Source organism: Halobacillus andaensis (assembly GCF_014636475.1).
Classification (GTDB): Bacteria; Bacillota; Bacilli; order Bacillales; family Halobacillaceae; genus Halobacillus_A; species Halobacillus_A andaensis.
Genome location: NZ_BMEL01000004.1, coordinates 71,958 through 98,243 on the forward strand (window position 1 = coordinate 71,958; position 26,286 = coordinate 98,243).

Annotated in this window: 32 protein-coding genes and 2 pseudogenes; 21 read left to right on the forward strand and 13 right to left on the reverse strand. The window is 41.4% G+C overall.

Annotation, left to right across the window (positions count from 1 at the left end; all coding sequences use genetic code 11):
* The first annotated feature begins 200 nt into the window (after positions 1–200).
* The 3 genes and pseudogenes from IEV27_RS15140 to IEV27_RS15150 all read left to right on the forward strand — a co-directional run.
* Complete coding sequence (locus tag IEV27_RS15140) at positions 201–383, forward strand: YjzC family protein (protein ID WP_188378352.1); 183 nt, start codon at positions 201–203, stop codon at positions 381–383.
* A gap of 106 nt (positions 384–489) precedes the next feature.
* The gene (locus IEV27_RS15145; RefSeq protein ID WP_188378353.1) at positions 490–738 is read left to right on the forward strand and encodes a hypothetical protein; all 249 of its coding nucleotides are present in this window, start codon (positions 490–492) and stop codon (positions 736–738) included.
* Positions 739–761: 23 nt separating this feature from the next.
* Positions 762–992 (forward strand): annotated as a pseudogene (locus IEV27_RS15150) (manganese catalase family protein); the annotation flags it as partial.
* Here IEV27_RS15150 and IEV27_RS15155 read toward each other — a convergent pair.
* From IEV27_RS15155 to IEV27_RS20150, 3 genes are all read right to left on the reverse strand, one after another.
* A complete protein-coding gene (locus IEV27_RS15155) occupies positions 988–1,299 on the reverse strand; it encodes a hypothetical protein (RefSeq protein WP_188378354.1) in 312 nt (103 codons plus the stop codon). The pseudogene IEV27_RS15150 and the gene IEV27_RS15155 sit on opposite strands and share 5 nt — an antisense overlap.
* A 68-nt stretch (positions 1,300–1,367) precedes the next feature.
* Positions 1,368–1,820, reverse strand: coding sequence for a YndM family protein (locus tag IEV27_RS15160; protein ID WP_188378355.1), 453 nt, complete (start codon positions 1,818–1,820; stop codon positions 1,368–1,370).
* Positions 1,821–2,042: 222 nt separating this feature from the next.
* Positions 2,043–2,192, reverse strand: coding sequence for an aspartyl-phosphate phosphatase Spo0E family protein (locus IEV27_RS20150; protein WP_188378356.1), 150 nt, complete (start codon positions 2,190–2,192; stop codon positions 2,043–2,045).
* A 559-nt stretch (positions 2,193–2,751) separates the two neighbouring features.
* Here IEV27_RS20150 and IEV27_RS15170 point away from each other — a divergent pair.
* Positions 2,752–3,183 (forward strand): RDD family protein, encoded by a 432-nt coding sequence (locus IEV27_RS15170; RefSeq protein ID WP_188378357.1) that lies wholly within the window; start codon positions 2,752–2,754, stop codon positions 3,181–3,183.
* Positions 3,184–3,626: 443 nt separating this feature from the next.
* Here the strand turns inward: IEV27_RS15170 and IEV27_RS15175 are convergent, their stop codons facing one another.
* On the reverse strand, positions 3,627–4,241 hold the full coding sequence (locus IEV27_RS15175; RefSeq protein WP_188378358.1) for a hypothetical protein: 615 nt from the start codon (positions 4,239–4,241) through the stop codon (positions 3,627–3,629).
* Between the two features lie 465 nt (positions 4,242–4,706).
* Here IEV27_RS15175 and IEV27_RS15180 point away from each other — a divergent pair, with 465 nt between their 5' ends.
* Complete coding sequence (locus IEV27_RS15180; RefSeq protein WP_188378359.1) at positions 4,707–5,105, forward strand: RDD family protein; 399 nt, start codon at positions 4,707–4,709, stop codon at positions 5,103–5,105.
* Between the two features lie 231 nt (positions 5,106–5,336).
* On the opposite strand, the gene IEV27_RS15185 is transcribed toward IEV27_RS15180, so the two are convergent.
* The 3 genes from IEV27_RS15185 to IEV27_RS15195 form a co-directional block, all read right to left on the reverse strand.
* Complete coding sequence (locus IEV27_RS15185; RefSeq protein ID WP_188378360.1) at positions 5,337–6,575, reverse strand: MFS transporter; 1,239 nt, start codon at positions 6,573–6,575, stop codon at positions 5,337–5,339.
* 113 nt (positions 6,576–6,688) lie between these two features.
* Entirely contained in the window at positions 6,689–7,348 is a 660-nt protein-coding gene (locus tag IEV27_RS15190; RefSeq protein ID WP_188378361.1) for an ArsR/SmtB family transcription factor, read from the reverse strand.
* A gap of 216 nt (positions 7,349–7,564) precedes the next feature.
* A complete protein-coding gene (locus IEV27_RS15195) occupies positions 7,565–7,834 on the reverse strand; it encodes a hypothetical protein (RefSeq protein WP_188378362.1) in 270 nt (89 codons plus the stop codon).
* A gap of 307 nt (positions 7,835–8,141) precedes the next feature.
* On the opposite strand from IEV27_RS15195, the gene IEV27_RS15200 reads away from it, so the two are divergent.
* The 10 genes from IEV27_RS15200 (at position 8,142) to IEV27_RS15245 (ending at position 18,564) form a co-directional block, all read left to right on the forward strand.
* Positions 8,142–10,235, forward strand: coding sequence for a heavy metal translocating P-type ATPase (locus IEV27_RS15200; protein WP_188378363.1), 2,094 nt, complete (start codon positions 8,142–8,144; stop codon positions 10,233–10,235).
* A 171-nt stretch (positions 10,236–10,406) separates the two neighbouring features.
* Complete coding sequence (locus IEV27_RS15205; RefSeq protein WP_188378364.1) at positions 10,407–11,399, forward strand: LacI family DNA-binding transcriptional regulator; 993 nt, start codon at positions 10,407–10,409, stop codon at positions 11,397–11,399.
* A 236-nt stretch (positions 11,400–11,635) separates the two neighbouring features.
* Positions 11,636–12,910, forward strand: coding sequence for an ABC transporter substrate-binding protein (locus IEV27_RS15210; RefSeq protein ID WP_188378365.1), 1,275 nt, complete (start codon positions 11,636–11,638; stop codon positions 12,908–12,910).
* Between the two features lie 70 nt (positions 12,911–12,980).
* Positions 12,981–13,841: a carbohydrate ABC transporter permease gene (locus tag IEV27_RS15215; RefSeq protein WP_188378366.1), complete on the forward strand. Its 861-nt coding sequence runs from the start codon at positions 12,981–12,983 to the stop codon at positions 13,839–13,841.
* Complete coding sequence (locus IEV27_RS15220; protein WP_188378367.1) at positions 13,841–14,665, forward strand: carbohydrate ABC transporter permease; 825 nt, start codon at positions 13,841–13,843, stop codon at positions 14,663–14,665. The genes IEV27_RS15215 and IEV27_RS15220 overlap by 1 nt, the downstream gene beginning before the upstream one ends.
* A 29-nt stretch (positions 14,666–14,694) precedes the next feature.
* Positions 14,695–16,362 (forward strand): glycoside hydrolase family 13 protein, encoded by a 1,668-nt coding sequence (locus IEV27_RS15225; protein ID WP_188378368.1) that lies wholly within the window; start codon positions 14,695–14,697, stop codon positions 16,360–16,362.
* Positions 16,363–16,576: 214 nt separating this feature from the next.
* Complete coding sequence (locus IEV27_RS15230; protein ID WP_188378369.1) at positions 16,577–16,879, forward strand: hypothetical protein; 303 nt, start codon at positions 16,577–16,579, stop codon at positions 16,877–16,879.
* A 65-nt stretch (positions 16,880–16,944) separates the two neighbouring features.
* Positions 16,945–17,202 carry a hypothetical protein gene (locus IEV27_RS15235; RefSeq protein ID WP_188378370.1) on the forward strand — a complete coding sequence of 86 codons (258 nt, stop codon included), beginning with the start codon at positions 16,945–16,947 and terminating at the stop codon, positions 17,200–17,202.
* Between the two features lie 31 nt (positions 17,203–17,233).
* Positions 17,234–18,040 (forward strand): ABC transporter ATP-binding protein, encoded by an 807-nt coding sequence (locus IEV27_RS15240; protein ID WP_188378371.1) that lies wholly within the window; start codon positions 17,234–17,236, stop codon positions 18,038–18,040.
* On the forward strand, positions 18,037–18,564 hold the full coding sequence (locus IEV27_RS15245) for a 2'-5' RNA ligase family protein (RefSeq protein ID WP_188378372.1): 528 nt from the start codon (positions 18,037–18,039) through the stop codon (positions 18,562–18,564). The genes IEV27_RS15240 and IEV27_RS15245 overlap by 4 nt, the downstream gene beginning before the upstream one ends.
* 27 nt (positions 18,565–18,591) lie before the next feature.
* Here IEV27_RS15245 and IEV27_RS20155 read toward each other — a convergent pair.
* Positions 18,592–18,687 (reverse strand): annotated as a pseudogene (locus IEV27_RS20155) (Spo0E family sporulation regulatory protein-aspartic acid phosphatase); the annotation flags it as partial.
* 168 nt (positions 18,688–18,855) lie between these two features.
* Between IEV27_RS20155 and IEV27_RS15250 the strand changes: the two are divergent.
* Positions 18,856–19,119, forward strand: a complete 264-nt coding sequence (locus IEV27_RS15250) for a hypothetical protein (RefSeq protein ID WP_188378373.1) — start codon at positions 18,856–18,858, stop codon at positions 19,117–19,119.
* 259 nt (positions 19,120–19,378) lie between these two features.
* On the forward strand, positions 19,379–19,555 hold the full coding sequence (locus IEV27_RS15255; protein ID WP_188378374.1) for a hypothetical protein: 177 nt from the start codon (positions 19,379–19,381) through the stop codon (positions 19,553–19,555).
* A 374-nt stretch (positions 19,556–19,929) separates the two neighbouring features.
* Here IEV27_RS15255 and IEV27_RS15260 read toward each other — a convergent pair whose 3' ends face one another.
* The 5 genes from IEV27_RS15260 to IEV27_RS15280 form a co-directional block, all read right to left on the reverse strand.
* Positions 19,930–20,442 (reverse strand): DUF3231 family protein, encoded by a 513-nt coding sequence (locus IEV27_RS15260; RefSeq protein WP_188378375.1) that lies wholly within the window; start codon positions 20,440–20,442, stop codon positions 19,930–19,932.
* Between the two features lie 88 nt (positions 20,443–20,530).
* Positions 20,531–21,649, reverse strand: a complete 1,119-nt coding sequence (locus IEV27_RS15265; protein ID WP_188378376.1) for a GerAB/ArcD/ProY family transporter — start codon at positions 21,647–21,649, stop codon at positions 20,531–20,533.
* Between the two features lie 20 nt (positions 21,650–21,669).
* Positions 21,670–21,882: a hypothetical protein gene (locus IEV27_RS15270; RefSeq protein ID WP_188378377.1), complete on the reverse strand. Its 213-nt coding sequence runs from the start codon at positions 21,880–21,882 to the stop codon at positions 21,670–21,672.
* A gap of 4 nt (positions 21,883–21,886) precedes the next feature.
* Positions 21,887–23,086 (reverse strand): Ger(x)C family spore germination protein, encoded by a 1,200-nt coding sequence (locus IEV27_RS15275; protein WP_188378378.1) that lies wholly within the window; start codon positions 23,084–23,086, stop codon positions 21,887–21,889.
* 2 nt (positions 23,087–23,088) lie between these two features.
* The gene (locus IEV27_RS15280; RefSeq protein WP_229735382.1) at positions 23,089–24,606 is read right to left on the reverse strand and encodes a spore germination protein; all 1,518 of its coding nucleotides are present in this window, start codon (positions 24,604–24,606) and stop codon (positions 23,089–23,091) included.
* Positions 24,607–24,852: 246 nt separating this feature from the next.
* Here IEV27_RS15280 and IEV27_RS15285 point away from each other — a divergent pair, with 246 nt between their 5' ends.
* From IEV27_RS15285 to IEV27_RS15300, 4 genes are all read left to right on the forward strand, one after another.
* Positions 24,853–25,014 (forward strand): hypothetical protein, encoded by a 162-nt coding sequence (locus IEV27_RS15285; protein ID WP_188378379.1) that lies wholly within the window; start codon positions 24,853–24,855, stop codon positions 25,012–25,014.
* Positions 25,015–25,115: 101 nt separating this feature from the next.
* Positions 25,116–25,481: a hypothetical protein gene (locus IEV27_RS15290; RefSeq protein WP_188378380.1), complete on the forward strand. Its 366-nt coding sequence runs from the start codon at positions 25,116–25,118 to the stop codon at positions 25,479–25,481.
* A gap of 137 nt (positions 25,482–25,618) precedes the next feature.
* A complete protein-coding gene (locus IEV27_RS15295) occupies positions 25,619–25,888 on the forward strand; it encodes a hypothetical protein (protein WP_188378381.1) in 270 nt (89 codons plus the stop codon).
* 46 nt (positions 25,889–25,934) lie between these two features.
* The gene (locus IEV27_RS15300) at positions 25,935–26,216 is read left to right on the forward strand and encodes a hypothetical protein (RefSeq protein ID WP_188378382.1); all 282 of its coding nucleotides are present in this window, start codon (positions 25,935–25,937) and stop codon (positions 26,214–26,216) included.
* Positions 26,217–26,286: the final 70 nt, after the last annotated feature.

Genomic DNA, 26,286 nt, shown 5'->3' on the forward strand with positions numbered 1-26,286 from the left:
ACACCAAAAATTTCATCTAAGGAGGCAAGATAACATGGCTAAGAACAATCAAAGGAACATGAGCAGAGAAGAAGCAGGTAGTAAAGGCGGCCGCAATTCCAGCAGCGATTCCAACCGCAGTTCTTAACAACACTTTTAAAATATAAGAAACTGGTTACTGGCATAACCATCAACAAAAATTTTTCCGGAGGTGCTTTCCAATGGCAAATAACCAACAATATAAAACAGGAGAAAAAGCTCCAGAAAGCGGTAAATATAAAGTAGATAAGCTTCAAAATGGAAATTCCAGTCAAGATAACACAACAATTAATCTCAATAAAGGAGATCAATTTCCACCTTCTCCTTCAGAGAATGAAGCAGCATACTGGGTGAAATCTTCTTAAAGATGTAAAGAGATTCCCCTCTTGGTTTATGTATCAAGAGGGGAATTTTATTGAAATAATAAATCTGGTGTAAAAAATCACTCTGATACGGTGAGGGGATGTAACTGTGGCGTTGAAGCTTCTTCATACATTGAAAAGTGACGGGTACTCCAAAGTTACTTTTGATACAGAAAATGAAGGGAAGAGGGTATTTCTCCAACTGGATGAATTGGTCAGCGAAGAGCAGTTGTTAAATATATTAAAAGTTAATCCCAAACGTGTAGAGTATTTTCCATTAGAAGAGAAGCCGTACATGATTGTACATGAAAGTGATATATGCACAAGGTTTTATATTGATCCTAAAAAATCAAACTAAAAAAGAAGGGTTGGAATACTCCTGTGTTTTTTCATAAAAAAGAACTACAATATCATGCACAGCCAGAACGTCCGGACCCTGTTTACGCTAAAAAGCTTCAAGAAATACTAGGTGGTCAGTTTGGATAAATATCAGTCGCGATGCAGTACTTATTTCAAGGCTGGAATGCATGAGGAGACCAACGCTATAAGGATCTAATAATGGACACAGGAACAGAAGAACTTGGGCCCATTGAAATGATTTTAATGGTTATTCCATTTGACTATTGTTTTCATTGGGAGACGTGTTGTATGGATCTTCACTATTTTCATTCTTATCATCATGAGTAGGGTGGGCTCCCGGATATTGCCTTGGTAAGTCTTGGTGAAGATTCCGGTTCTCATAGGCAAAATTACTGTAATATTGCTGGCCATCTTTCCATGGTGTCTCTTTGTTTTTTACTGGTTTATCTTTTCCTTCTGGATGCCCAAAAGAACCTTCTGGAAATTCTTCTGAAGTAAGAAAGTTACGCTGTGTTTCAGCATTTGCAAAGTCTGTATATTTCTGGTTCTTTTTTGTCATCTGCTTTATTCTCCTGCTCGTTTTCTAATGATATAAAGATGGGAAGAACGATAAAACTTAGTAAAGTTTTATCGTTCTTCCTTATTATGCGGGTCGTCTGGTGTTAATTCTTCGGAAGCCTCCATACTTAGCTGCCTTGAAGCTTTTTTCCGTTTAACAACCCTCTTCGTGTCATTCGAGCCGTTTAACGTTCGTGCGACTGACTGATGGAAGAAATACTCGAAAATCCCTAAAGAGATCGTCGAAATAAGAGTGGCTTCAAACACTGTATTTCCCACAGTAAGAGCATCTGTCATTATATAAATCACGACAAAAGCTAGGACGACATCAGCTATAGTTGCGGTCATATTATTGCTTCTAGCTAAGATAAGCTTATCACCCAGTACGTACGAAACAATACCAAGAACGAGAGTGATCAAGAACACGTTACCAAAAGAAACGTCAAACCCTACCCCTAAAATCATATAGAGAATAGCGAGACTGACTATAAATTTTAAACCCATTAATTTTACATTTTCCACTGCATTCACCTCCTACACTTTATAGGCTTTGTAGAAGGACTTACTTTTATTCAATGGTTAAAGTAGCTGAATGAATACTGGAAGAAAAGGTTTCTGGTTAGTAAATAATATTCTGAAGAAGACCCTTCGAATTTTGAGAAGAATGAAGGGTTCAATTGAGGAGAAACCACGTGCTCAGGTCGGTAAGAGTAATTTTTTAAGGAAGTGATAAATGTGAAGAGTTTATTTAGATTTTCGACTCAGTTGGTTTAAAAGCTTATCTAACTGCTGAGAGATTTCTAATATTTCATGATATGGTTTTTTGCTGCGGTAGGCTTCGTGCATTTTATTTCTTAGTTTCTCGATCTGTATGTCTAAGGAACTTTCCTTCATTTAATCCTTCACCACCCTAAAAGATGTTAGCGTTTACACCATCATATCGTAATTCCGCTAATAAAAACAGAAGGATGGCGAAGATTCTCCTTGCTTGTCGAATGAATAAACGAAAAATTGAGGTTAGCTTCTCGATAGCTTTTGAATGGTCACTAATACTTGTGAATGTTTAGAGATTTTTCTCTTATAACTCAGTGATAGATGTCTTTTTCTTGCAGCTTTTTCAATCAAATCGATTTCATTAAACATGGCGTTTGTTAAATCCCCGCTTGTAATCTGCATTAGAATCTGTTGGTAAAGCTCTACTAATTCTTTGGTGCTGTAATGCTCATGGTAGAAATTATATTTAATTACGTGTACACTCCTTACTAATAATTTATTTCCCTAACTCATGATAAAGGTAAAAATTATATTAGTAAAATGTAAAAATACCCAATCAGTAATGTGTAGATTATACTAACCACGAGGTGTTTATTGAACTAATCTACTAATTGCTATCGTTGCATAGGCTATTTGACCCGAGTAAAATAGACAGTATTATGAAAGAAAGGAGAATCTTATGTATCAATCTGTAGGATTTTGGACAAGAGTTGGAGCCTTTCTTCTCGATGGGCTTATTATTTATTTTCCTATTGCCCTTATTACCTACATACTTTTTCATTCGGATATCGATGGGCCGATCCCGAGCGTTATTCAATCACTGTATATGTTGATTGTACCGGTCTTCTGGTACGGCTATATGGTAGGAAAGCGCATCTTAGGCATACGAATTGTAAAAACGGACGGCACGGACGTCACAATAGGTACGATGCTTCTGCGTGTTTTTGTAGGAGGGCTTGTTTACGGCATTACCCTGGGAATAGGTTATATTGTAAGTGCATTTATGGTAGGTATTCGAAAAGATCATCGTGCCATTCATGATTTGATTGCAGGTACATACGTAACGGATGCTCCACCGGAAGAAGCACCTCCGTTAGAACAAGTGAATTAAGGTAAAGAGAAAAACACTCCAGCTTGGAAGTGTTTTCAGATTGTGGAGAAACCCAATGTTTTGCCGCAAGCTTTTTATCTTTACCTTTTCCGTGGACGTGCGCCCAAGCTTCCTCGCGAAACCCGCACTCGGCGATCTCGGCTCACTCGTTCTTCCGCAGGAGTGGAAGGGCCCTCGCTCCTTGGAAGTTCTTTAAGACAGAAAAAGACTCTCCTCCACCTGGCTCACCCTTGCTAGATGGAGGACAATCTTTTTCATGTTCTGGCAGACAGCCGTCATCACCGCCTGTTCCTTCACTTTCTCTTTTCCACGCAAACGACTGCAAAGCTATGCTCAAACTTCTTTTTTCATGCGGTAAATCCATAAAATGAAAGAAATCAGAAAAAAATCAGGCTGTCGGGCCTTTGACAGCCTGAAATTACTAAAGCTTGGGAGTGTTTTATTTACTTAATATAGCCGTGGCTTCTGCGGATACTCATTCCTTCATTTAAGTCTTCATTCCAGGTGAGAATACGGTCGACGTGATCGCAGTTTTTCTGCCCAAGGAATGATTTTACTTTGTTCACGAATTCGTTATACCGAATGGATTCTTGGTGCATTTTATTGTAGGACTTTTTATACGTCTGCACAGCATCCTCTAGGGCACATTCATAATCGTGGCGTAGTTTTTGCAACGCCTCTGATTGAAAATCATCTTGATAAGCTTCCGCTGTTAAGTAAACTAATCGGTCAACGATTTCTGAATGATTTGTCACCTGCGGCTCGTATGTGTCCGACGGGTTTTCATTTCTTAAGTTCTCTTCCATCTTAAGAATTTTGTTTACGGTGCGGCAGTTTTCCTGCCCGAGGCTCATTTTAATCTTCAATACGAGCTCGTTGTAGCGGACGACTTCGGGACGTATATCTTCATTGGCCTCCCTGTACATTTCGATCGCTTTCCACACCGCGCACTCATAATCGTGACGCAGTTTCTGGATCGCTTCTGATTCAGGGTGCTCATTATAAGCTTCTGCAGTAAAGTGAGTAAGACGATTGACAATGGATTGTGGACTGGTCATAAAAATCTCTCCTTTTCCTGTCATTTCTTTGTTTGTTAAAAGATTTCCATACCGCCGTTGAACCCTTTATATTAATTTTGTTTGAAGAGGCATGCTCTTCTTTTTGTGAATCATTCACTGGTTTTCATTATTGGGCTGGCTGATGGATTTAGTATTGTTGTGTTAGTTGTATAGATAATACCCAGCTTTTCTTAAAATAAACCACCTCATACGTTTCGATGTGCAAAAGCCTGTTATAGAAGGGGGAAATACATCATTCTTTTTAACGAATTAACTTATACTGCCAGAAAGTAAAATTCCTTTAGAAGGATGACTCAACATGGGAGCATGAAGGAGTACGAGAGGGTATCGGCAAATGGATGGAATGAGAGCTTGTTTATGGGAAGCAGGCTTTTTCTCTATGAAACTCTTTCCAAAGGATCATCGTAGGTAAAATAGGACATTAAAATTAGAGGAGGAACTACGATGACATCTATTTCACAAAAACGCACAGATGCTATATTTATCGACTTTGCCATTTCGACAGTGGTTACGTTAAGTGTGGAGAAGCTGCTGAGGAAAAAAGTAAAAAGTGAAGCTGTGCACGCGTTAGTAACGCCGACACTCGTCATGTGGGCACTAGAGTATGCACAGCTGAAGCAATGGGGCCAGACGGCAGGTTATAAAGCAATGGGACTTGCGCTGGAAAATGAAGATGGAGAAGAGCCGACTTCGAGTCAGTTGATTAAACGAATGGCGTATCGAGACACGATCAGCGGTTTTAGTTATTTAAAGGATCGGAAAGGTTTCACTGAAGAAGACGGGGCACTTATGCCGCATGATCGTTATGCAGGGACGGTCGTGAAAGAAGTAGAATCTTGTTAACTACCTTACCATCACGGACGAGGGGGAGGGTAGTCGCTCTACAATCCGGAAGTATTAAAGAAGCACGCTCCTCTTTTTTAAAAAGAGAGCGTGCTTTATTATTTTCAAATAACACCCCGAAAGGTTTCCCCTTTGTTTGCATATCAGATTATGCAAGGTTACACCTTCACTCTTAAAATTACACAATCCCCATTCCCTTACCTACGACACTAAAAATGGTTAAAGCTAGCCTTAAGCATCCACTTGAAGCGTTTCTTTCATTTTTGTCCATGCTATGATTGCGGATATAAACGGGAGTACAGCGACAAGGCCAATGGCCCAATTGACATTAATCATGTCTGCAATAATTCCTGCAATTAATGCACCAAATGCGTAGCCGCTGTCCCGCCAAAATCGATAAACTCCCATAGATGTAGCTCGCCATTCTGGATGGGCCACATCGCTTATCGATGCGAGGATCGTTGGGTAAACCATTGCTGTTCCTATTCCTAGGAGAGTTGCCCCAATAATCCATAACGGATAGGTATTGACCATTACTATAAACCATAGGGATAAAGCTTGGACAAACATCCCAGTTACTATGAGTTTTTTTCGGCCAATCCGATCGCTCCATACGCCGGTAAATAGCTGAAATAATCCCCATGCAGCTGGGTACACAGCCACAACTGTTCCAATCTGGCCGACACTTAACCCGCCGGTGGCAAGAAACATCGGGAACAGGCCCCAGGCCATCCCATCTTTTAGGTTTGTTGTTAATCCAGCTAAGCTGTTGCTTGATAGATTAGTATTTTTCCACGTGGTACGTTTGAAGACTTCCCATGTGGAAACAGGATCTGACTCCATCTTCTGTTGTTTAGCCTGTGCTTTAAGATGCTGATCCGTATTTTGTACGATAAGCGATAAAATAAAACCAATAATGACGAGTACGATGCCAATGTAAAAGGGTTCCGGACTTAAGGAATAAGTGGAAGCGACATAACCTGATACAGCTGCCATGATCGCGACACCTATATATCCGGCAAATTCATTGAATCCAACAGCCAATCCTCTCTGGGTGGATTTAGCAAGGTCAACTTTCATATTTACCGTCATCGACCAGGTTAATGCTTGGTTAATACCTAAAAAGATGTTGGCGACAATAATGACCCACCAGGCATGAGCGAAAATGACCATGATAGGGACCAATAATCCGATGGCCCAGCCAATAAGGAGAACTTGTTTTCTACCCATTCGATCGGCTAAATCACCTGCAAAGAAATTGACGATCGCTTTTGAAAAACCAAAGCTGACAATAAAGGATAAGGCAGCACTCATAGATGCTAGTCCAAAGCGTTCTTCTCCTATAATAGGTAGAATGGTTCTTTCCAAACCTACCATGGAACCTACAAATAAGTTGATGACGACTAATAAAACAAATTGAGCAATATTTTCTTTGACCCCTACCTGGGGCTGAGTCGTTTGATTGTTCATGATTGATCACCTCTTAAAAAGAACCTGATTTGTTTTATGCATTTCCTTGAAGTTTTCTAGTTGAGGAGGAAGGTCTGCCACAATAGGGTATGTGTGTAGATACGGACGGAACTTTAGTGGGTCAGGTTTTCTTTATACTGATTCCATTCATGAACACTTGCTTCCAAACGTGCAGCCTCAAAGCCTTCCGATTGTAAAAGCTCTACGGCTTCGGTGGCATAGACACAGTAGGGACCACGGCAGTAAGCAATGACTTTCTTATCCTTTGGAAGATGGATGATGTAATCATTCAATTCCTCCATAGGTATGGAAATCGCTCCATCTAAGTGTTCACTCATATACTCCGCTTTTGGCCGGACATCAATCAAAACGTGGCTCTCATCTTTTCTGCGATCTGCCCATTCTTCTAATTCAATCGTTTCCAACTCGTTCCCTCTTACAATAAATTCATCTCTAAGAAGGTTAATATCAGTGATTTGTTCTTCTGCCACAGACTTTATGGAAAATAAAAGATCCGTTACTTTAGCATTCGCCAGCTGATAAATCACATAATTTTTTTCCTTCTTATATTGAACTAAACGGGCTTCAAGCAATGCTTGTAAGTGTTTAGAAGTGTTGGCTGTCGCCATTCTCGTTTCCTTAGAAAGAGTTTCAACGGACTTCGGTGATTGAGATAGTAAATCCAGCAGTTCTAATCGCTTCGGGCTGGACAAAACTTTACCTATGCGTGTGAATTCATTGTAAATTGTATCTTTGAACGACCTTGCATCCATGTAAGCTCATCTCCTCTAAGTCAACTATTAAACTGAATAGTTGAATAGTAATACTCGTAATTATGTTTTGTAAAGAATAAAGATTGATCAAAAGGGACGTTGACTACAACGAAAAAAAGAACGAATCCAAAACATGGGTTTCTTGGATTCGTTCTTCTTACATTTTCTCCATAAAGGTGTTGGTCATTTCCTTACTTAAAATAGAGCGATGGATCATTATTTTATTTTTGACAGCGTCTTTAATTCAAAATGGTCGGCTACCAGATCAAAGTCCCGGCTTACATTGAACAAGTGCCAGTCCGAAAAGTTATTGACGCTCTCCCATACATGCTCACCGACCTTGAAGGTGTAATATTCCCCTTCTGTGAAATAGCAGTGGTGGGGAGAATCTAACACTTTTTTAAGTGATTTTTCATCTTTGGCTGTGTTTAGTAATGTCGAATTCTTGCTGAAGATACTTCGTTTACATTTTGCTTCAAATTGCATCGTAAGCACCCCTTTTTTAATGTTCTCTTGTAATATAATTCTACCCAAGAAGTCAGAAAATTATAACAATGAAATGGACAACCTAATTTACTTTACTAAAGTCCCATTCGCTGGTTTAAGGTGCTGGGTTGAATATACCAGTAGTTTTTTAGCGGCAATTGAATTAGTTTGAGAAATATATTTTCCAACTTCACAAAATCTCGATAATTAAGTGGAACTGTTTTATAAGCCGTCTTAGCGATAGAAAGCATAAGTTTCCTTTAGATAGAGGAATATAAGAAAATAAGTTTAGGAGGGAGTATGTGTGATGTCTAAGGATAAAGCAAAACATGAAGTGGAGCAAAACCAGGAGCATCCTCATGGAGAAAGCCATAATCATCAAGGGGATGAGGAGACCTATGATCATCATTCCCATGAAGAACATGGTAATGATCACGGGGGTCACGACCATCATGACCATGACCACGGAGATATGATCGCAGATTTTAAGAAACGTTTTTATATTTCATTATTATTAACGATCCCTATCCTTATTTTATCTCCAATGATTCAGAATTTTATGGGAGTGGATTGGCGATTTCCATCTGATCTATGGATCTTATTTGGCCTCTCCACCATTGTCTTTTTCTATGGGGGCTGGCCTTTTCTTACGGGAGCATACAGTGAGTTAAAACAAAAGAACCCAGGGATGATGACGTTAATCGGCTTAGCTATTTTTGTTGCTTACGGGTATAGCTCGCTCGTTGTTTTTGGGTGGAGCGGCAATAACTTTTTCTGGGAGCTTGCTACCTTAATTGATATTATGCTGCTCGGTCACTGGATTGAAATGCGATCGATCATGGGAGCATCCAATGCACTGGAGCAATTGGTTAAGCTTATGCCAAATGAGGCCCATCGCGTAAAGAAGAATGGAGAAACAGAGGATGTCCCTGTTTCGGAATTAGATGCAGGAGATCGAGTGCTCGTTAAACCTGGGGAGAAGATTCCTGTAGACGGTGTCATTCAGGATGGGAAATCAGCGATTGATGAATCGATGCTGACAGGTGAATCCATGCCTGTAGAAAAAAACGTAGACGATGAAGTGATTGGCGGCGCTGTAAACCAGGAAGGATCTTTAACCATTGAAGTGAAGAAAACCGGGGATGATACGTATCTCTCCCAGGTCATTACGTTAGTCAAAGAAGCTCAAGATTCTAAATCAAAAACCCAGGATTTAGCCAACCGTGCGGCGAAATGGTTGTTTTACATTGCATTAGCCGCTGGGTTTGGAACATTATTTATCTGGCTCGCTTTAGGCTATGGCTTTGATATGGCCTTTGAACGTATGGTAACGGTAATGGTCATTTCCTGTCCACACGCACTAGGTTTGGCCGCTCCCCTTGTCGTCGCTGTGTCCACTTCGATTTCGGCCAAAAAAGGTCTATTAATCAGAAATCGTACCAACTTCGAAGGGGCCCGCCAGTTGAATGCTGTCGTGTTTGATAAAACCGGCACACTGACAAAAGGAGAATTTGGCGTCACCGATATCATTCCTTCTGATGATTATACAGAAAAAGAGGTTCTTCTTTGGGCAGCAAGCGCTGAACAGAATTCAGAGCATCCACTTGCTGCAGGAGTTTTACAAGAAGCGAAGGAAAAAGAGTTTACACTTAAACAGGTGTCAGACTTTGAGTCGATGACTGGAAAAGGCTTAAAAGGTACAGTAGAAGGAAAAGAAGTGCTCGTTGTCAGTCCAGGGTATGTCAACGAACAGGACATGACGTATGATCAACAGGCCTTCAACGATCTATCAGAAAAAGGGAAAACGGTCGTATTTGTGATCATCGAGAATCAATTAGCCGGCATGATTGCATTAGCTGATATGGTTCGTGATTCTGCTAAAGATGCGGTTGCCAGCCTCAAAGAGATGGACATCCACCCGATTATGCTGACAGGTGATAATCAGAAGGTCGCCGACTGGGTGGCGGAACAGCTGGGAATTGAGGAAGTGTATGCGGAAGTCCTGCCCCATCACAAATCCGATCAAATTAAAAAAATCCAGCAAAAAGGCTGGAAAGTAGCCATGACAGGTGATGGGGTGAATGATGCCCCGGCCCTGGCTACAGCAGACTTAGGCATCGCTATCGGTAGTGGAACCGACGTCGCAATGGAAACGGCCGATGTTGTTTTAGTAAAAAGCAATCCCGAGGACGTGGTCAGTATCATGGATCTATCCCTGCGAACGTACCGCAAAATGGTGCAAAACCTATGGTGGGCGGCTGGATATAATATAGCTGCTATTCCCCTTGCTGCCGGAGTTCTTGCTCCTGTCGGCATTGTTTTAAGCCCAGCGGTGGGAGCAGTATTAATGAGTCTCAGCACAGTGATTGTTGCCATCAATGCAAAATTATTACGAGCGTAAATATCGGTACCAGGTACAGAGAAGCTATCAAAGCGTACCTGGTACCAAAATAGTGTTAAAAAATCGATTTTAATGTGGTGTATCTTCTTTTTTATTGCATCATCTTTCTCTGTTGATTAGAATAAGGGTATGAAACTGATTTCATATATCAATGGAGTGGAGTGATGGGAGATGCCAACGATTTCGGATGTGGCGAAGTTATCGGGGTTGTCGAAAGCAACTGTATCCCGGGTGATTAACAATCACCCTTATATAGCAAAAGAAAAACGTGAACGTGTGGAACAAGCGATGAAAGAGCTCGGCTATGTCCCGAATCCGTCAGCGCGAAGGCTGCGCGGTTCTTTGACGAACACGATTGGTGTGATTGTCCCTAGAATCGTCAATCCGTTTTTCTCCTATCTTGTCCACTCCATTGAACAATCGGCTTATAAAAACAATTACCAGGTATTGATGTTTCAAAGCAACGAGAAAAAAGATAAAGAGCTGTACTTTTTAAATTTGCTGAAGAATCGACAGGTTGACGGGCTTATTATGACATCGATCGAAAACGATTGGGATGTGATTCAGCCTTATACGGAATTTGGACCCATTGTGTTGTGTAATGAATACTTGACGCATTCAAAAGCGCCCATCGTCCGACTGGATCAGGCGAAGGCAGCCTATATCGGAACGAAACATTTGATTGATAAAGGTCATACGAAGATTGGGTATTGTACGGGCGGCTTATTTGCTGAGGATGGCAAAGACAAGGATCGCAACCATGGCTACCAGCAGGCGTTAAGTGAAGCGGGACTCAGCATCCATACGAACTGGATTTTCATTAATAAACATACGATTGATGATGGGAAAAAAGTGATGAGACAGATGCTGGCGATGGACGATCGTCCGACAGCTATTTTTACAGGCAGTGACGAAATCGCAGCCGGAGTTATCATGGAGGCGAAGGAAAATGGCGTACGTGTGCCGGAGGATCTTGCGGTAATCGGGTTTGATGATCAGCCGGTTGCTGAAATTATTGAGCCGAAACTTACGACGATCCGTCAGCCGGTGGATGAGTTGGGGGAGAAATCGGTCGAACAGCTGATTGCGTCGATGAATAGCAAAGAGACCGTTTTGAAAAATATTGAATTACCTGTAGAGCTGCTTGTCAGAAAATCTACCTAATTTTCAAAAAAATATTGAAACCGATATCATGATCGCGTATACTTCTAAGTAGAAAATAAATTGTGAGTATCGGTTTTTTATTTTTTTGGAACGATATGAAACCGATATCATACGCAGGCATCTACTTTTTATTCAGCTTATGATCAGAAGGAGGGACAATATCTAGTTAATATAAGGTATATATTTTTTAAGAATTTATGAAACCGATATCATATACAAAAGGAGTGTTCCAGCAAATGAAGAAAATAATGGTTGTGATTGCAGCTTCTATATGGTTAACAGGGTGTTCATTTTCCTCCGGTGGTTCAGGTGAAGGATCTGGCGATCAGGTGACGATTGAAATTTATCAAGGAAAAGTTGAATTTAAAGATCAATTTGAAGAGCTTGCCGAAGAATATGAATCAGAAAAACCGGATGTAAACATTGAAATTACGAGTGTCGGGGGCGGAAATGATTATGCGGGCTCGCTGAAAACGAGATTTGCTTCCGGGGATGAACCGGAAATCTTCAGTATTGCCGGGCCTACCGAGGCGGAGAATTTTGAAGAGTATTTAGCCGATGTATCGGATACTGCCTCAGCTGACGCTGCGCTTGAGGGCAGCCTTGACCCGGTAACAAAAGACGGAGAAGTGCTTGGTCTTCCTTTTAATCAGGAAGGGTATGGACTCATTTACAATAAGCGTGTTTTTGAAGAAGCGGGTGTGAACGCGGACGACATTCAATCGTATGAAGACTTAGAGAGTGCTGTGGAAGAATTGGACAGTCAAAAAGAAGACTTAGGATTAGAAGCCGTCTTTGCTTTCCCTGCGAAAGAGCAGTGGGTTCCTGGAAATCATTTGTCCAATGTTTATATGGCAGCGGAATTTGATCAAAAAGTGTTGAATGCTTATGAAGCAGACAGTGTTGAGTTTGAAAAGGGCGATGAGTTTCAAAGAATGATTGATTTGCAGAATGATTTTTCGATCCAGCCTTCCTTAACGCTGGATTATTCGCAGCAGGTGGAGCAGCACTTTTCCTTAGAAGAAGTCGCGATCATTCAGCAGGGCAACTGGATTTATCCGTCGGTTGAACAGATGGATCCTGAGTTTGCCGAGGAAAACATGGGAATTCTCCCAATCCCGGTGGAAGGATTTGAAGGAAAGATGCCTGTTGGAATCCCGAACTACTGGGGTGTGAATAAGAATAGTGGCGAAGAAGAGGTTCAAGCGTCGAAGGATTTCATTGACTGGATGTACACCTCTGAAGCCGGTAAAGAAGCGGTTCTTCAAGACTTCAAATTTATTCCGGCCTACGAAGGCTTCGATACAGAGAATATCGTGGATCCTTTATCAAAAGAAATCTATCAATATGCATCGGATGGAAATACGATCGGCTGGGTTTTCCTTGGCTACCCCGGCACGTGGGGCGATGACATCGGCGGTTATATTCAGGAGTATTTAAGCGGAGATATGACGTGGGAAGAAGTGGAAGAAGAATCCATCAGCCGCTGGGAGAATTACAGACAGGAATAAATAAAATGTGAAGAGGAGCTAACAGCTTAGGTTGTTAGCTCTCCTCATTTAAAAACGCAAGGAGGCTGTTATGAGTAATCGGACGCTTTCATTTTGGTTGTTTCTTACCCCTGTTTTACTTGGTTTAGGTATTGTTGTGGTGATTCCGTTTCTTTATGGATTGGTGTATTCGTTTACCGATTGGAACGGGCTTCGGGCCGATCAATTTATCGGATGGCAAAATTACATCCGTTTGTTTCAGGAAGATGAGTTTATGCAGGCTGTCTGGTTTACGACCAAATTTGCCTTTGTCACAGTGATTTTATTAAACCTCTTTGGTCTCGGGCTTGCGTTAATCGTAACCCGTAATATTAAATCAGGTAATTTGCTGCGTACGATCTTCTTTATGCCGAACTTAATTGGCGGGCTGATTCTCGGGTTTATCTGGCAGTTTATTTTTATTAGCGTGTTTGGCGATATTGGGAACCTTACTGGAATTGAAGGATTCAATGGATGGCTTTCCACCGTGAACACGGGGTTCTGGGGGATTGTTATTCTTACATGCTGGCAGATGGCCGGCTACATTATGATCATTTACATCGCCTACCTTGAGAATATCCCGAAAGACTTAATTGAAGCGGCGAAGATTGATGGAGCGAGTGCCTTTCAGCGGTTTAAAAATATTACCTTCCCGCTGGTGGCGCCGGCATTTACGATCAGCATGTTTCTGACGCTGTCGATGTCGTTTAAAATTTATGACCAGAACCTATCGTTAACCAATGGCGGTCCAGCCAATCAAACGCAGATGGTGGCGATGGACATCGTCAATACAGCGTTCTCAGATAACGACATGGCTTACGCCCAGGCGAAGGCGGTCATTTTCTTCCTTATTGTTTCAGTTGTTGCGTTAACTCAAGTGTATTACAACAAAAAACGAGAGGTGGAAATGTAATGAAGAAAAACAACGAGAAGCGTAATTTATTCTCGATCGAAATTCTCGGATTAGTGCTGGGACTCTTATGGATTGCTCCCTTTTACTTAATGATTGTGAATGCTTTTAAAACGAAGCGCGATATTTTTACAGGGGTGCTCGGATTTCCAGACGAGTGGATTACGGAGAACTTTGTGGAAGCATTTATTGATCTTGAATTCCTAAAGTCGCTGTTTAATTCGACACTGATTACGGGCGTCAGCGTGGTCGTGATTATTCTTTTTTCTTCCATGGCCGGCTATGCGCTTGCACGAAACAAGAGTAAGTTGAGCGGCGTCATGTTTTTCGTGTTTGTGGCAGCGATGCTGATTCCGTTTCAGTCTGTGATGATTCCGTTAGTCGCTTTGTTTGGACAGGCCGATATGCTGAACGCTGGCGGATTAATCTTTATGTACTTAGGATTTGGGTGCAGCTTATCCATCTTCTTATACCACGGGGCAATGACGGGAGTATCGAAGTCGATGGATGAAGCGGCGATTATCGATGGAGCGAATCGATTTCAATTGTTCTGGTGGATCATTTTCCCTTTATTAAAACCGATATCCGTTACGGTTGGGATCTTAAATGTCATTTGGATTTGGAACGACTATTTGCTGCCTTCCCTCGTGTTAAGCGAAGCCAATGCGACCATTCCATTGAAGATGTTTTTCTTCTTTGGTCAGTATACGAAGCAGTGGCACCTGGCGTTAGCTGGATTAACGATTGCAATTATCCCCGTGATCATTGGATACTTTTTTGCCCAAAAACAAATCATTGCCGGGGTGTCTGAAGGCGCTGTGAAGTAAGGGAAAAAATAGAAGCAGGAGGTAGGAATATGGAAAGACAATGGTGGAAAGAAGCGGTCGCGTATCAAATCTATCCGCGCAGTTTTATGGATTCAAATGGCGACGGAATCGGCGACCTGCAAGGGATCCTCTCTAAACTTGATTATTTGCAAGACTTAGGCATTGACGTGATCTGGATTTGTCCGGTTTATCCCTCCCCGAACGATGACAACGGCTATGACATTAGTAATTTTAAGGGGATTATGAATGAATTTGGTACGATGGAAGACTTTGATGAGCTGCTGAATGAAATTCATAAACGAGGCATGAGGTTGATCATGGATTTAGTCATAAATCACACGTCTGATGAACACCCGTGGTTTATTGAATCGAAGTCGTCAAAAGACAGTCCGTACCGCGATTTCTACATCTGGCATCCCGGGAAAGATGGAAAGGAACCGAACAATTGGGCTTCCATTTTTGAAGGGTCTGCCTGGGAGTATGACGAAGAGACGGAAGAATATTATATGCACATTTTTTCTCGAAAGCAGCCTGATTTAAATTGGGAAAACGAGGCCGTGCGCGAGGCGTTATACGAGATGGTCAATTGGTGGCTTGATAAAGGGATTGACGGCTTCCGCATTGATGCGATTTCTCATATTAAAAAAGCCCCCGGGCTGTATGACCTCCCAAACCCTGAGCAGAAGGACTACGTCTGTTCATTTGACGGGCACCGCAACCAGGAAGGGATTCAGACGTATTTAGAGGAGCTGAACCAGCAAACCTTTTCACGCTACGATATTATGACCGTGGGCGAAGCGAACGGCGTCAGTGTCGAGGAAGCCAACGAATGGGTCGGCGAGAAGGACGGAAAATTTAATATGATTTTTCAATTTGAACATACCGATTTATGGGGAAAAGAAGGCAGGAAAAGCCTGGATATTCACGCCTTAAAGCACATTTTCACAAAATGGCAGACGGCGCTTGATGGCTCGGGATGGAATGCTTTGTTTTTAGAAAATCACGACCTTCCCCGTTCGGTATCGGTATGGGGCAATGATGAAAAGTATCATACAGCCTCCAGCAAATGCTTAGCTGCTTTTTATTTTCTTATGCAGGGCACACCTTTTATTTATCAAGGCCAGGAAATCGGTATGACCAATGTGCATTTCCCTTCGATTGATGACTATGATGACGTCGCTGCCAAGAACCTCTACCAGCATGAAAAAGCAAATGGCAAAACGCATGAAGCAGTGATGGAAGCCATCTGGCACTGCGGACGCGATAATTCACGGACCCCGATGCAGTGGTCGCCAGAAAAGAATGCCGGATTTACATCAGGGACTCCCTGGATAAAAGTGAATCCGAATTATTCAAGACTTAACGTAGAAGAATCGATGGCAAGAAACAATTCCATTTATCACTTTTATAAGCAGTTGATTCAGCTTCGAAAGGACCACCCCGCCCTTGTCTATGGAAGTTATCAGCTTGAACTTCCTGATCACGATCAAATTTTTGCGTATTCGAGGAGCTTTGAAGGACAGACCTTTGTCGTCATAACGAATTTAACAGAAACGGATGCACCTTTTAGTGAGGCGTTTGTGAAGGGTCGTGCAAGCGAGCTGTGCCTGAGTAACTATGAAAGAGCTGGGTTAGAAGAAGCCGTTCTACAACCTTTTGAAGCGCGGGTTTATCGATTAAGGGAGACACTTATCTAAACGGTAAGTGTCTTTTTTATAGTCACGTAAATAAGGTTCTTTTTGGCTTCGCGGTTCTTCCGCTGGAGTGATCAATAAGCTCTCGTCGAGTTCAGCCTGAATCCCCTCACCTAACACGCAAATTCTTTTATAAAACGTATCAGCCAACTTTACCAAGTGAGCAGGAAAAAACCTCTAGGATATGGAATACTATACTAGAGGAGGGTGGATCGAAATGAAAAACATAAAGCTGAACAAAGCATTTAATATGGAAGACAACTCAGAAATTACTTTCTCAAAAGGCCTGCTGCTCATTGATGATAAAGGAACACCCGAGAATTGGACGGTCAGCTTATCAAAGGTGAAAGAGCCTGAAGTATTTAAAGGAAACGATCATAAACAAATTAAGTTAAATTTACTGGATATCAAGGGACAAACGTATATTGGCACTGCAGCGACTGATCTTATAACGAGTGATGGTTCTGTTCTGATGAAATCAAAGGGTGCACTGGATAAAGGGAAAACGGTCGAGTCCTAAACAGGGATCGATCGTTTTTTTCTTCATTAAAATGTGGAGCATTAGTTACAATCATTGAGGATCACATGCTGCCTGTGGATTCTGTGCTCATTCCTGTCAAAGGGTATCATGCGATGTACAAGGAAGTGATCCTGGATAAAAGAATGCCGACAGACGTTCAACTCCCTCATTTAAAAAGAGGCATTCAGTTATACTTAGATCACAAAAGAGAACTGACGAGTTTTATTCATCTTCATCTTGAGCTTTCAGAGGAAGAGCTCGTCCCGTTACTATTGAACAATTTTAAAAAGTACGGCCTAGGTGAGTTCAATATAGAAAGTTAATAATACAGGCAAAAGGAAGGGTGTCCAACGAATGGTGTTGAAAATGGAAAACGTTTCATTAAGACGGGGAGATCGCTGGATTTTAAAGGACATTAATTGGGAGATTGAAAAAGGAGAGCACTGGGTACTGCTCGGACTGAATGGTTCAGGCAAAACCTTGATTCTTAATTTACTGAACTCCTACACGTTCGCAACAAAGGGAGAGATCAACGTGTTAGGGATGCAATTTGGCAAGACGTACCTTGCTGAACGACTCCGCAAACAAATCGGTTTTGTTTCTTCCGCTATTCAGCAGAAGATTCACGAGGGTGATAACGCGTTTGAAGTCGTGTTAAGCGGAGCTTTTGCTTCGATTGGTCTGTACGAACGACCGACAGATGATATGAGGGAGCGGGCCATTGGGTTACTGGAGGATCTCGGCTGCATAGAGTATGCTAATCGTAATTATGAAACATTATCACAAGGGGAAAGGCAGAGGGTGCTGATTGCGCGCGCCTTAATGGCCGAACCTTCCTTGTTAATCCTCGATGAGCCGACCAATGGGCTGGACTTTATTGCCAGAGAAAAGCTTTTAGAATCCATAGAAGAGCTTGCGAAAAAGCCGGACGCCCCTACGATGATCTATGTTACCCATCACGTCGAAGAGATTTTACCCGTTTTTCATAAAACCTTGCTGTTAAAAGAAGGCGAAGTGTTTGATGCTGGAAAGACGAATGAAATGATGACAAGTGAACAGCTTTCTGCCTTTTTTGATCTGCCTGTTGATGTCAGCTGGCACAACGACCGTCCGTTTCTTTCTAAAATAGAAATGGCAAATAAAAGAGGAGGGAGGACATGAGCCGAACAGTAGGAGTCGCTACATTGCTTTCGGGAGAAGAAAAACTTGAGGTTCTTACCTATTGGAACATGTTCGAAATAGATTTCAACTCAACGGGGGTTCAGTCCTTTGATTCACCTAATTTTGGCTATCAGGGCGGAACGTGTGAGGATGCAGCTTCTTTGAAAAAAGATTTGGAACAGCTATGGGCAGCACATCCTTCGTTTGAAGTGAACGTCGATGGGTTCGGGTATTTTGAAGAGCCATCTCCAGTTGTTTATTTGAAAATAGAGAAGAACGAGCGATTAGCTGCATTACATAAAGACGTGCATCAGCTGCTGGAACAGCATTGCGAGAATCTATTTGCCTTATACGCACCCGATCAATGGGTGCCCCATATTACACTCGCGATGGGCGACATTTCTCCTGAAGATATTCAGATTTTTAAGAAAGAGTATCATAACCATGCACCCGCCTTTACACAAAAAGTGGATCACCTGGCACTCGTAGAATTCAAAAAAGACGGAAGAGTTGAACTCCTGTAAGCCTTTTTGCGCTGTATAAAATTGATTCATCAGGTCGTCCAGCTTCTGCGACAGGTGAAGAAGATGGCTGTACTCACATCCATTCAGGTACGCTTCATATAACTGCTTCCTCATTTTTTCAATTTCACTTTCTAAATAACTGGCCTATCCTTTTTTAAAAAGTAATCAATTTTTTGAAATTTTTCCAATTGTGTATGATACACTACTATTACGAAAATTCCTATGATGAAACGAATAAATGGCCTATGTTGTAGAAAGAATTACAATGAAGCGACAAGGAGAAAAGGAAGCATGGAAAAGACAAAAACCATTTGGGTCGATCCCAATAAAAAGTACGGGATACTTAAGATAGAAGATGAAGTTTTCGGAGCTTCTTTTCATCCGATTGAAATTAACAGCAGCGATCCATGGAAGTATACGATCATCAATAACTTATGGTACACCACCTACAACGGGGCGAGACAATACTTCCGTGTGAAAACCAACCCTCATGTTGTGACAGGAAGAATGGTTAAAATTCAGCTTGTTGATGAAAAGCCATCTGTGCATACATAGTAGCATGATAAAATTACATGGACCTAAAAAAGCTCCCTAATCCGGAGCTTCTTTTTTTGCCTATAAAAGTGAAACTTTACCAGTTGGGTGATCGTAACTTTAGTAATGAAGAAAAAGGGGGCAGGGAGATGAACTTGATCATCGGCCTATTGATCATCGCGGCACCGGCCCTTTTCCTAATCTATTGGGGAAAGTCAGGCTTCGATTGGGGAAGTACAGAGGATCGTAAAGAAGACAAAAAATAAAGGATGAGAATGGCATGTATATGTTTGTTTTTATGTTCTTAGCAGGATTCTGTATTTTAACGTTTCCACTCATGGGGCTCAAGGACTTTAAAAATGAAAAGAAAAGTCACAAAATGATTCGTATCTCTTTCATTGGTCTAGCTTTCGTCTTCCTTATTGGGGGAACAATTGATTTAATGACTTATTTATAGCGTGAGGACGAATAATAGTCATTAGAAGTAATCTACTTTAGAAAATTAAGTAAATGTTATCATAGGTAAGTTGAAGAAGTAACCGTTTGATAAAAAATTGTATGGTATAAACGCAGATCATTAGCGTAGTCAAAATGCTTAAGACTCCTGTGGGAACAGCTCGAGTCGAAGAACTCGCAGGAAAGCGCTCTTTGCTTTCTGAGGAAGCTGAGGCTGAGGCCGAGCCCACGGAAAGCGAAGTATTTTGACGGAGCGATGGTGAAAACCCTTACTTGAACATAAATAATCCGAACTGATTTCAATAGAATCGTTCGGATTATTGTATGCTTTATTTAGTTTTGTGTCACTCTCCACATATAAGGAGATCTTAACCCTTATTGTTCGCGTGAGCTTGTTTTATGCAAAGGAGGAAGGACAAGCCAGCCTTTTTCCTTATTCAAGCGTAAAGCTCTTGCTCCAGCTTGAGCTTTATTCATATGGAACTGCCCAAATAACATCGCAATGTCCTCACGGCTGGATTGACCGATAGCTTGACTGCAAGCCACAAGTCCCTGGGCAATGTTAAGTGAGACAGCAGCGCTGATTTCTGGATCATTGGCTCGAGCACCTACAGGAATGTCGTCTACGTTAGCTACTGGACGTTCAGGAGGTGTAGGAGGTAGAGCGATCCCATTTAACTTAAGTAGTTCTTCAATTTCCCGGCTTTCCTGTTTAATCCCTTGAATCAGTTCTTCTAAAAGGCGTTTTAAATCCTTATCACCTGCATGATTGTAAAGGGTCTCATAGGTTGCACAGTTTCCCTTAGCTGCTGATAAGTAACTCCATAAACTAAAAACTTCTCCATAATGCAATGGCTCTTTTTGTTGATTCCCTGTCAGAATACCCATATCTATCTACTCCTTATAAAAAGTGTCTAGTCTATTATTGATCCGTTTTTGAAATTTATTCATCCGGTGAGAATTTAAAAGACCTCTTTTATGAATGGGATGAGAGGTCTTTCTGCTTTTTATCTCTCTTCGATTTGATTATTAGACCGATCCATACGAAGGCAGGAAGGATAAAGCCATGTGTGAAAGCATAAGGAAACCACGTATCGCCTACGAATGTTTCAAAATAAGCGACATCAGGATAGGCGATGATGGATAAAACAATCATGCCCATCCCGAGCGGCAACAGCAAAGGACGGTGGTCGTCCATCGTAAGGAACTGGGCAACCCCCACGCTGACAGCATAATAAAGAACGACCATTTTGAAGAATATGGTTAGCATCCAAATTATTCCAATAACAATTTCCAGCCCTTCTAAAAAACCTGCAATGTTTATTTTTTGAGCCAGTTTATAACTTGGAAAAGTATTCAGAGCTGTTAGGTCGCTGCCAAGGACGAGCAAACAGAGAAGAGTAATCAACGTCAAAATCATCCCGCCGATGAATACGCCTAACACCCACGCTTTTCTTTTCGTTTTAGCGTCTTTTACATAAGGAAAGATCATCAGAAAGGTCACCATCTCCAAAAGGGGTGTACCGATGACAAAGGTAGACGTGCTGAGCACGGGCATAAATCCTTCGCCTAAAAAGGGCTGAAGGTTTTCTACGTTAATCTGGGGAGCTAACGTAATCGTGAAAAATAACAATAAAAGAAAGACCCAGGGCATGAACATTTCAGCAGACCTTCCCATGACTTCTAATCCTAAATAAGCCCCCCATATGACGACAATCAAAAAGAGAATGTGGGTAAATTGTAAAGGAGTTTCGGGTATTATTTCAGTCGTCATGAAATCTCCAATGTTTCTTAACACAAGGGCAGCTAAAATAAAAAGAAACGATAGATAGAAGAATAGAATAAACCTGCCGAACCAATTTCCAAATACCATAATTGTCGCCTGTACAAACGTCTTACCTTCCATTAATTTTGCCATATGATTATAGAAAAGGATGAGAGTTAATCCAATTAAAAGGGAGATGGTAATGGATAACCATGCGTCCTGCTTTGCTTGCGCAGCAAGGGGGCCGGGTACAATGATAATGGAGCTTCCAATGGTAAACAAAATGACCAAGAACATAAATTGACGGGGACTTATCGTCTGGTTATCCATTTTTTCACCTCATTTCTTCGTTACCCTAAGAAAAGTTGATAAAAGCTTTGAATATAATCCAGCGGGTTTGGCAATGGGACTTCTCCGGCTTCCAATACACTAATAGCTGTGAATATCACCAAAAACAGGCTGAAAAACCATAGGTCTTTCTTTTTCTTTTTTAATAAAGGGAACTCCACAATAAAGATAACTGCTGCGACAATGATAATTGCTAGTATAGACCACACCTTCACTCACCTAGCCTTCTTTAATGATCGGTTGTGTAGAGTCTCCTTTTCTACGGAGATCCGCTTTGACTTGAATGTCTACATGTAAATCTTTGAATTCAGTATCCCAATCATTTTCTACGGTCTTCCAATATTTTGGGTTTTTACGATGGATGAGACTGCCGAAGCCAAAAATGTCGGTCTCATAATCGTTTTGAGCCGATTTTATAGAGGCTTCCATGAGCCTTTTAATTTCTTTTTCTGTTTCCTTATTCAAATTCTGGATAGAGTCCTCTTTGCTTAAATCAATCGGACAATTCAATTCACCGATGTTTCCTTCTAGGTCCAATTCAATGGAAATGGAGGGCTCTCCACCTGCAAATGCCGCATCCATACTGCTTTGCGTCCGTAATATTTCAATGCTTGCCGTCCCATCCTGGCAAGGATGAGTGATCACTGAACTTTTGATATTCCCGAGGATGTAGTTATACCCCATACTTGCATCTTCATCAAGCCAGCCAACAAGTCGGTCATCCTTTAGTACTCCTAAGTGATCGATGGTCAGTTTGACTGGGGCATCAATATTTTCTACATTACTAATATTCGTCCCACCTTCTTCTGGTCCTTCCATGAAGACGCCGGCAATGACAGGGCTTTGCCCTTTACTGTGAATCTGAGAAATTAACTCGTCAATCGTGATCCCTTTAGAAGAGCCATGACCTGTTTCTACAGCTTCAATGGAATTCATAAGTTTATTAGCTGGTATTTTCTCATAGGCAGTAAGAGTACTTAACAAAGTGTCCACGTCCGTATCTTTAGCAATCGTTACATAAAAACCAGTCCGAAATTCATGTTCCCGGTAAAATAAATCAAGTGAGGAAATGATTCCTTCTTCCGCTAAATCTTTTCCGAGTACAAGAAGCCTTAATTGCGATAAGTACATTTTACGTGGGGATTTATGGGTCAACTTTCTGAATGCTTCTAATAATGTTTTGCCTGTGGTGGAATACGTCGAGACCGGTGGGCGAGTAGTTGGTGCATCTGTAGCAATTTCAGATGGGTTGATCACCTGAGCAACTAACTCGTATTGGTTATCATCCGTCTTATCAATTCCCATCGCCACGACAATGCCAATTTCATCTAACTCGTTGCTGTTCCAGCAACCTGTAAGGAGAATGAAGCACAAGACTATCGCTGGAATTTTGAAAAAGACTCCCTTCTTCACCAACATCATCAGCTCTCCTTTGATGTAGAATCTACTCTTTTTTGGTCCTTTTTTGTTAAAGAACTAGGGCGGGATAACAAGCCCCAGTGAGGAAAACGAACCAATACATCCTTCTGATCTTTAGGTATAAATGGAGCAAAAGGAGACATATAAGGCTTTCCGAACGATGTTAGACTGCATAAATGAAGAACCAACGCAATCATCCCCAGGATAATGCCATATAAACCGAACGTAGCTGCTAAGATCATCAAAGGAAATCGCAGCATTCTAATCGAAATCGCCAAATTATAAGACGGGAAGACAAAGCTGCTGATGGCCGTAATAGCGACAACGATGACCATGGCAGGAGAGACGAGCCCTGCTTGAACAGCTGATTGTCCTAATACAAGTGCACCAACAATCGATACGGCAGAACCCACAGGTTTAGGCAGCCTTACTCCTGCTTCCCGTAATATTTCGAACGTCAATTCCATCATTAATGCTTCAACTAAAGCAGGAAAAGGCACGCCTTCCCTTTGGGCAGCTAAGTTGATCAAAAGAGGGGGCGGAATCATTTCTTGGTGAAACGTTGTAAACGCAATATAGAGAGAAGGCATGAATAAAGCGACAAAAAAACAGAACAAGCGCAACATTCGTATTAATGTGCTTATGTCCGCACGCTGATAGTAATCTTCACTGGATTGCATAAAGTTTACGAATAAAGCGGGTACTAATAGAACGTTTGGCGTTCCATCTGTAATAATAGCGACTCGGCCTTCAAGAATCCCTCCCGCAATCGCATCCGGTTTTTCCGAATTATAGACGGTAGGGAAGGGAGAATACTGCGCGTCTTGCATGAACTCTTCTAAATAACCACTTTCCAACACTCCATCAATATCGATCTGGTCTAAGCGTCGATTCAATTCTTCGATGACATCTGTTTCGGCCGTTCCTTCTAAATAGACAATCGCCACATCAGTATGTGTTTTGTTACCGATTTTCTTAGCCTCAATGCGAAGGTTGGAATCTTTAATTTTTCTTCGAATTAAAGCTGTGTTTGTCCTTAAGGTTTCCGTGAAAGCTTCTTTAGGACCGCGGATGACGCTTTCTGATGTCGTTTCCTGAACCCCTCTGTCACGCCAGCCTTTGGTGCTGGCAGCCAATGCTTTTGTTTGTTTTTCAAGCAGCAGGATCGTTTCACCTGAAAGCAGCTTATCGAATAGGTCAGTGTACGACTCTATTTCTTCCGTTTCACCAATGGGCAATGCTTTTTCTTTGATGGATAAGTAAAGATGGTGACTGGACTGACGCTTCGATGGCATCTCCAGCATTAAAGCTTCGAGAATGAAGTTTTGCACCGAATTGTTATCAACAAGCCCGTCCATATAGATAACAGCTGCGGACGTTTTGTGAATCATTAACGAACGGATCACAAGGTCAGAGCTGTCGCCCATTAACGTGCGGATATGGTCTAAGCTGTCTTCCAAATTAGGAAAAAGTGGTTGTGAAGCAGGTGGAGACGTTTGCTTATTAGAGTTTTGCTTCAACGTAATCCCACCTTTACTCTCGGATGTTTTTGTTTATTTTGTTCATAAACTGAGAAATTATGAATGCTTTCAAGATATTTTTGGAAGAGATAATATTAGATCAAAGACCTAAAAAAGCTGCCCCTGAAAAAGAACAGCGGGTAAATTTTTTTGCTGGTTGGAAGTGGTGAGGACTTTGTAAAGGCAAGTTTATTACCAGGGAAGTTGTCCATGGGTTTGAGGATGTCTCTCAAAGCATAAACCAATATGTTTATACGAAAATATTCCCATACTGCCCCTGATGGGCATACACCAGTTATGGCTGCGATAGCAGCATTAGGGATTGATTTAGGACTCGTAGAATACTACTATGGTGGAAGAAGAGGAGCTCAATCATTCAGTTGGTTATACAATACCACCCTCAGCTAAAAGTGGCTCAGAATCAGCGGACTTAGTAAAAAGTTTGGTACATAAGCAAGGTGAAGGAGCCCCTTATCATTTTTGTAAATTGAATGGAGTTTTCAGCAGGTATGATACAAGCCTTAAGAAACAGTTATTACATGCGTGCGTTTGCATTTCTGATTTTAGCGGTCATAATGAGTGGAGGATTTTCCTTAATAGAAAGTGATCTTATATTTTATATATTTCTCCTGGTTATTTTAATTTTAACGGTATTCATCGGTTTTTTTATAGAACTACCTCTCATTAGAGCATTTTCATTAACTAGTCTTTCAGTAGTCATTGCTGTGAGTATTGATCTGATACTAACGGAAACCATTTTAAGCTGGTATGACAACTCACATATTTTGTTTATTGGGTTGATCTTTTTCATAGCATCGTGGCTCGACAAGAAATTTGGTTCTATGGAAGATTCAGAGGCTTCCCCGCAATCTTAATGTAATCCCTGCTGGTCATTATGTAGAAAAAGAGAATGCCGTTCTCTTTTTAAGAGGTGATTTTTTGCTTAATCATATCGTGCAGTTCATGCGAAATCATGGATATGTTCGAGTCTTTACTATAGTGAGGGATTACAATGATTTATTTCAAGTTTATATTGTATCAAATGATCATCATATGTTTAACAATGGCGTTAAGTGTCTATTTCAACATGACTATTGATGGATGGGGCTCGAATGTACTGAGCGGGATTCTATTTATTGCTATGTTCAGCTCTGTTGTCTATCTTCATTATCGAAAAAGATTCGAGCACTTACGACTGAAAATCCTGTCTTTTGTCCTGGCAACTTTACTCGCAGGGATCATTATAGTGCTGGGCGCAATTTTCCTGCGAGTTCTTGCGTAATAGGTGAATCTGTCAAATAGTACTTTGTAACAAAGGGGGGGTTATGATGGGTGAACTTGAAATAAGTATGGCGGTCACCATTACTCTGATGGTCTTCACCTGTTCTGGAATCGTCCTGTATGACAAGTTTTTTAATAGAATCAAAGTAGATAAATGGATTTACATAACGATGTTCTCAGCTTCCGTTATATTGGGATTGAGCTTTGCGGTTTATACAGATATGGGGTACCTGGAGGCTCTGATTATAGTTGCTTCGTTTAGTGTTTTATCCATGGGGCAATACAAACTTTTCACCAGGATGAATCGTAAGTTGCACAAGAAAGAATAAAAAATTGTACAAGAACCCCCCCTTCTTCAATATATCAAAGAAAGGGGGGACATTAAGATCAGCTTTTGAT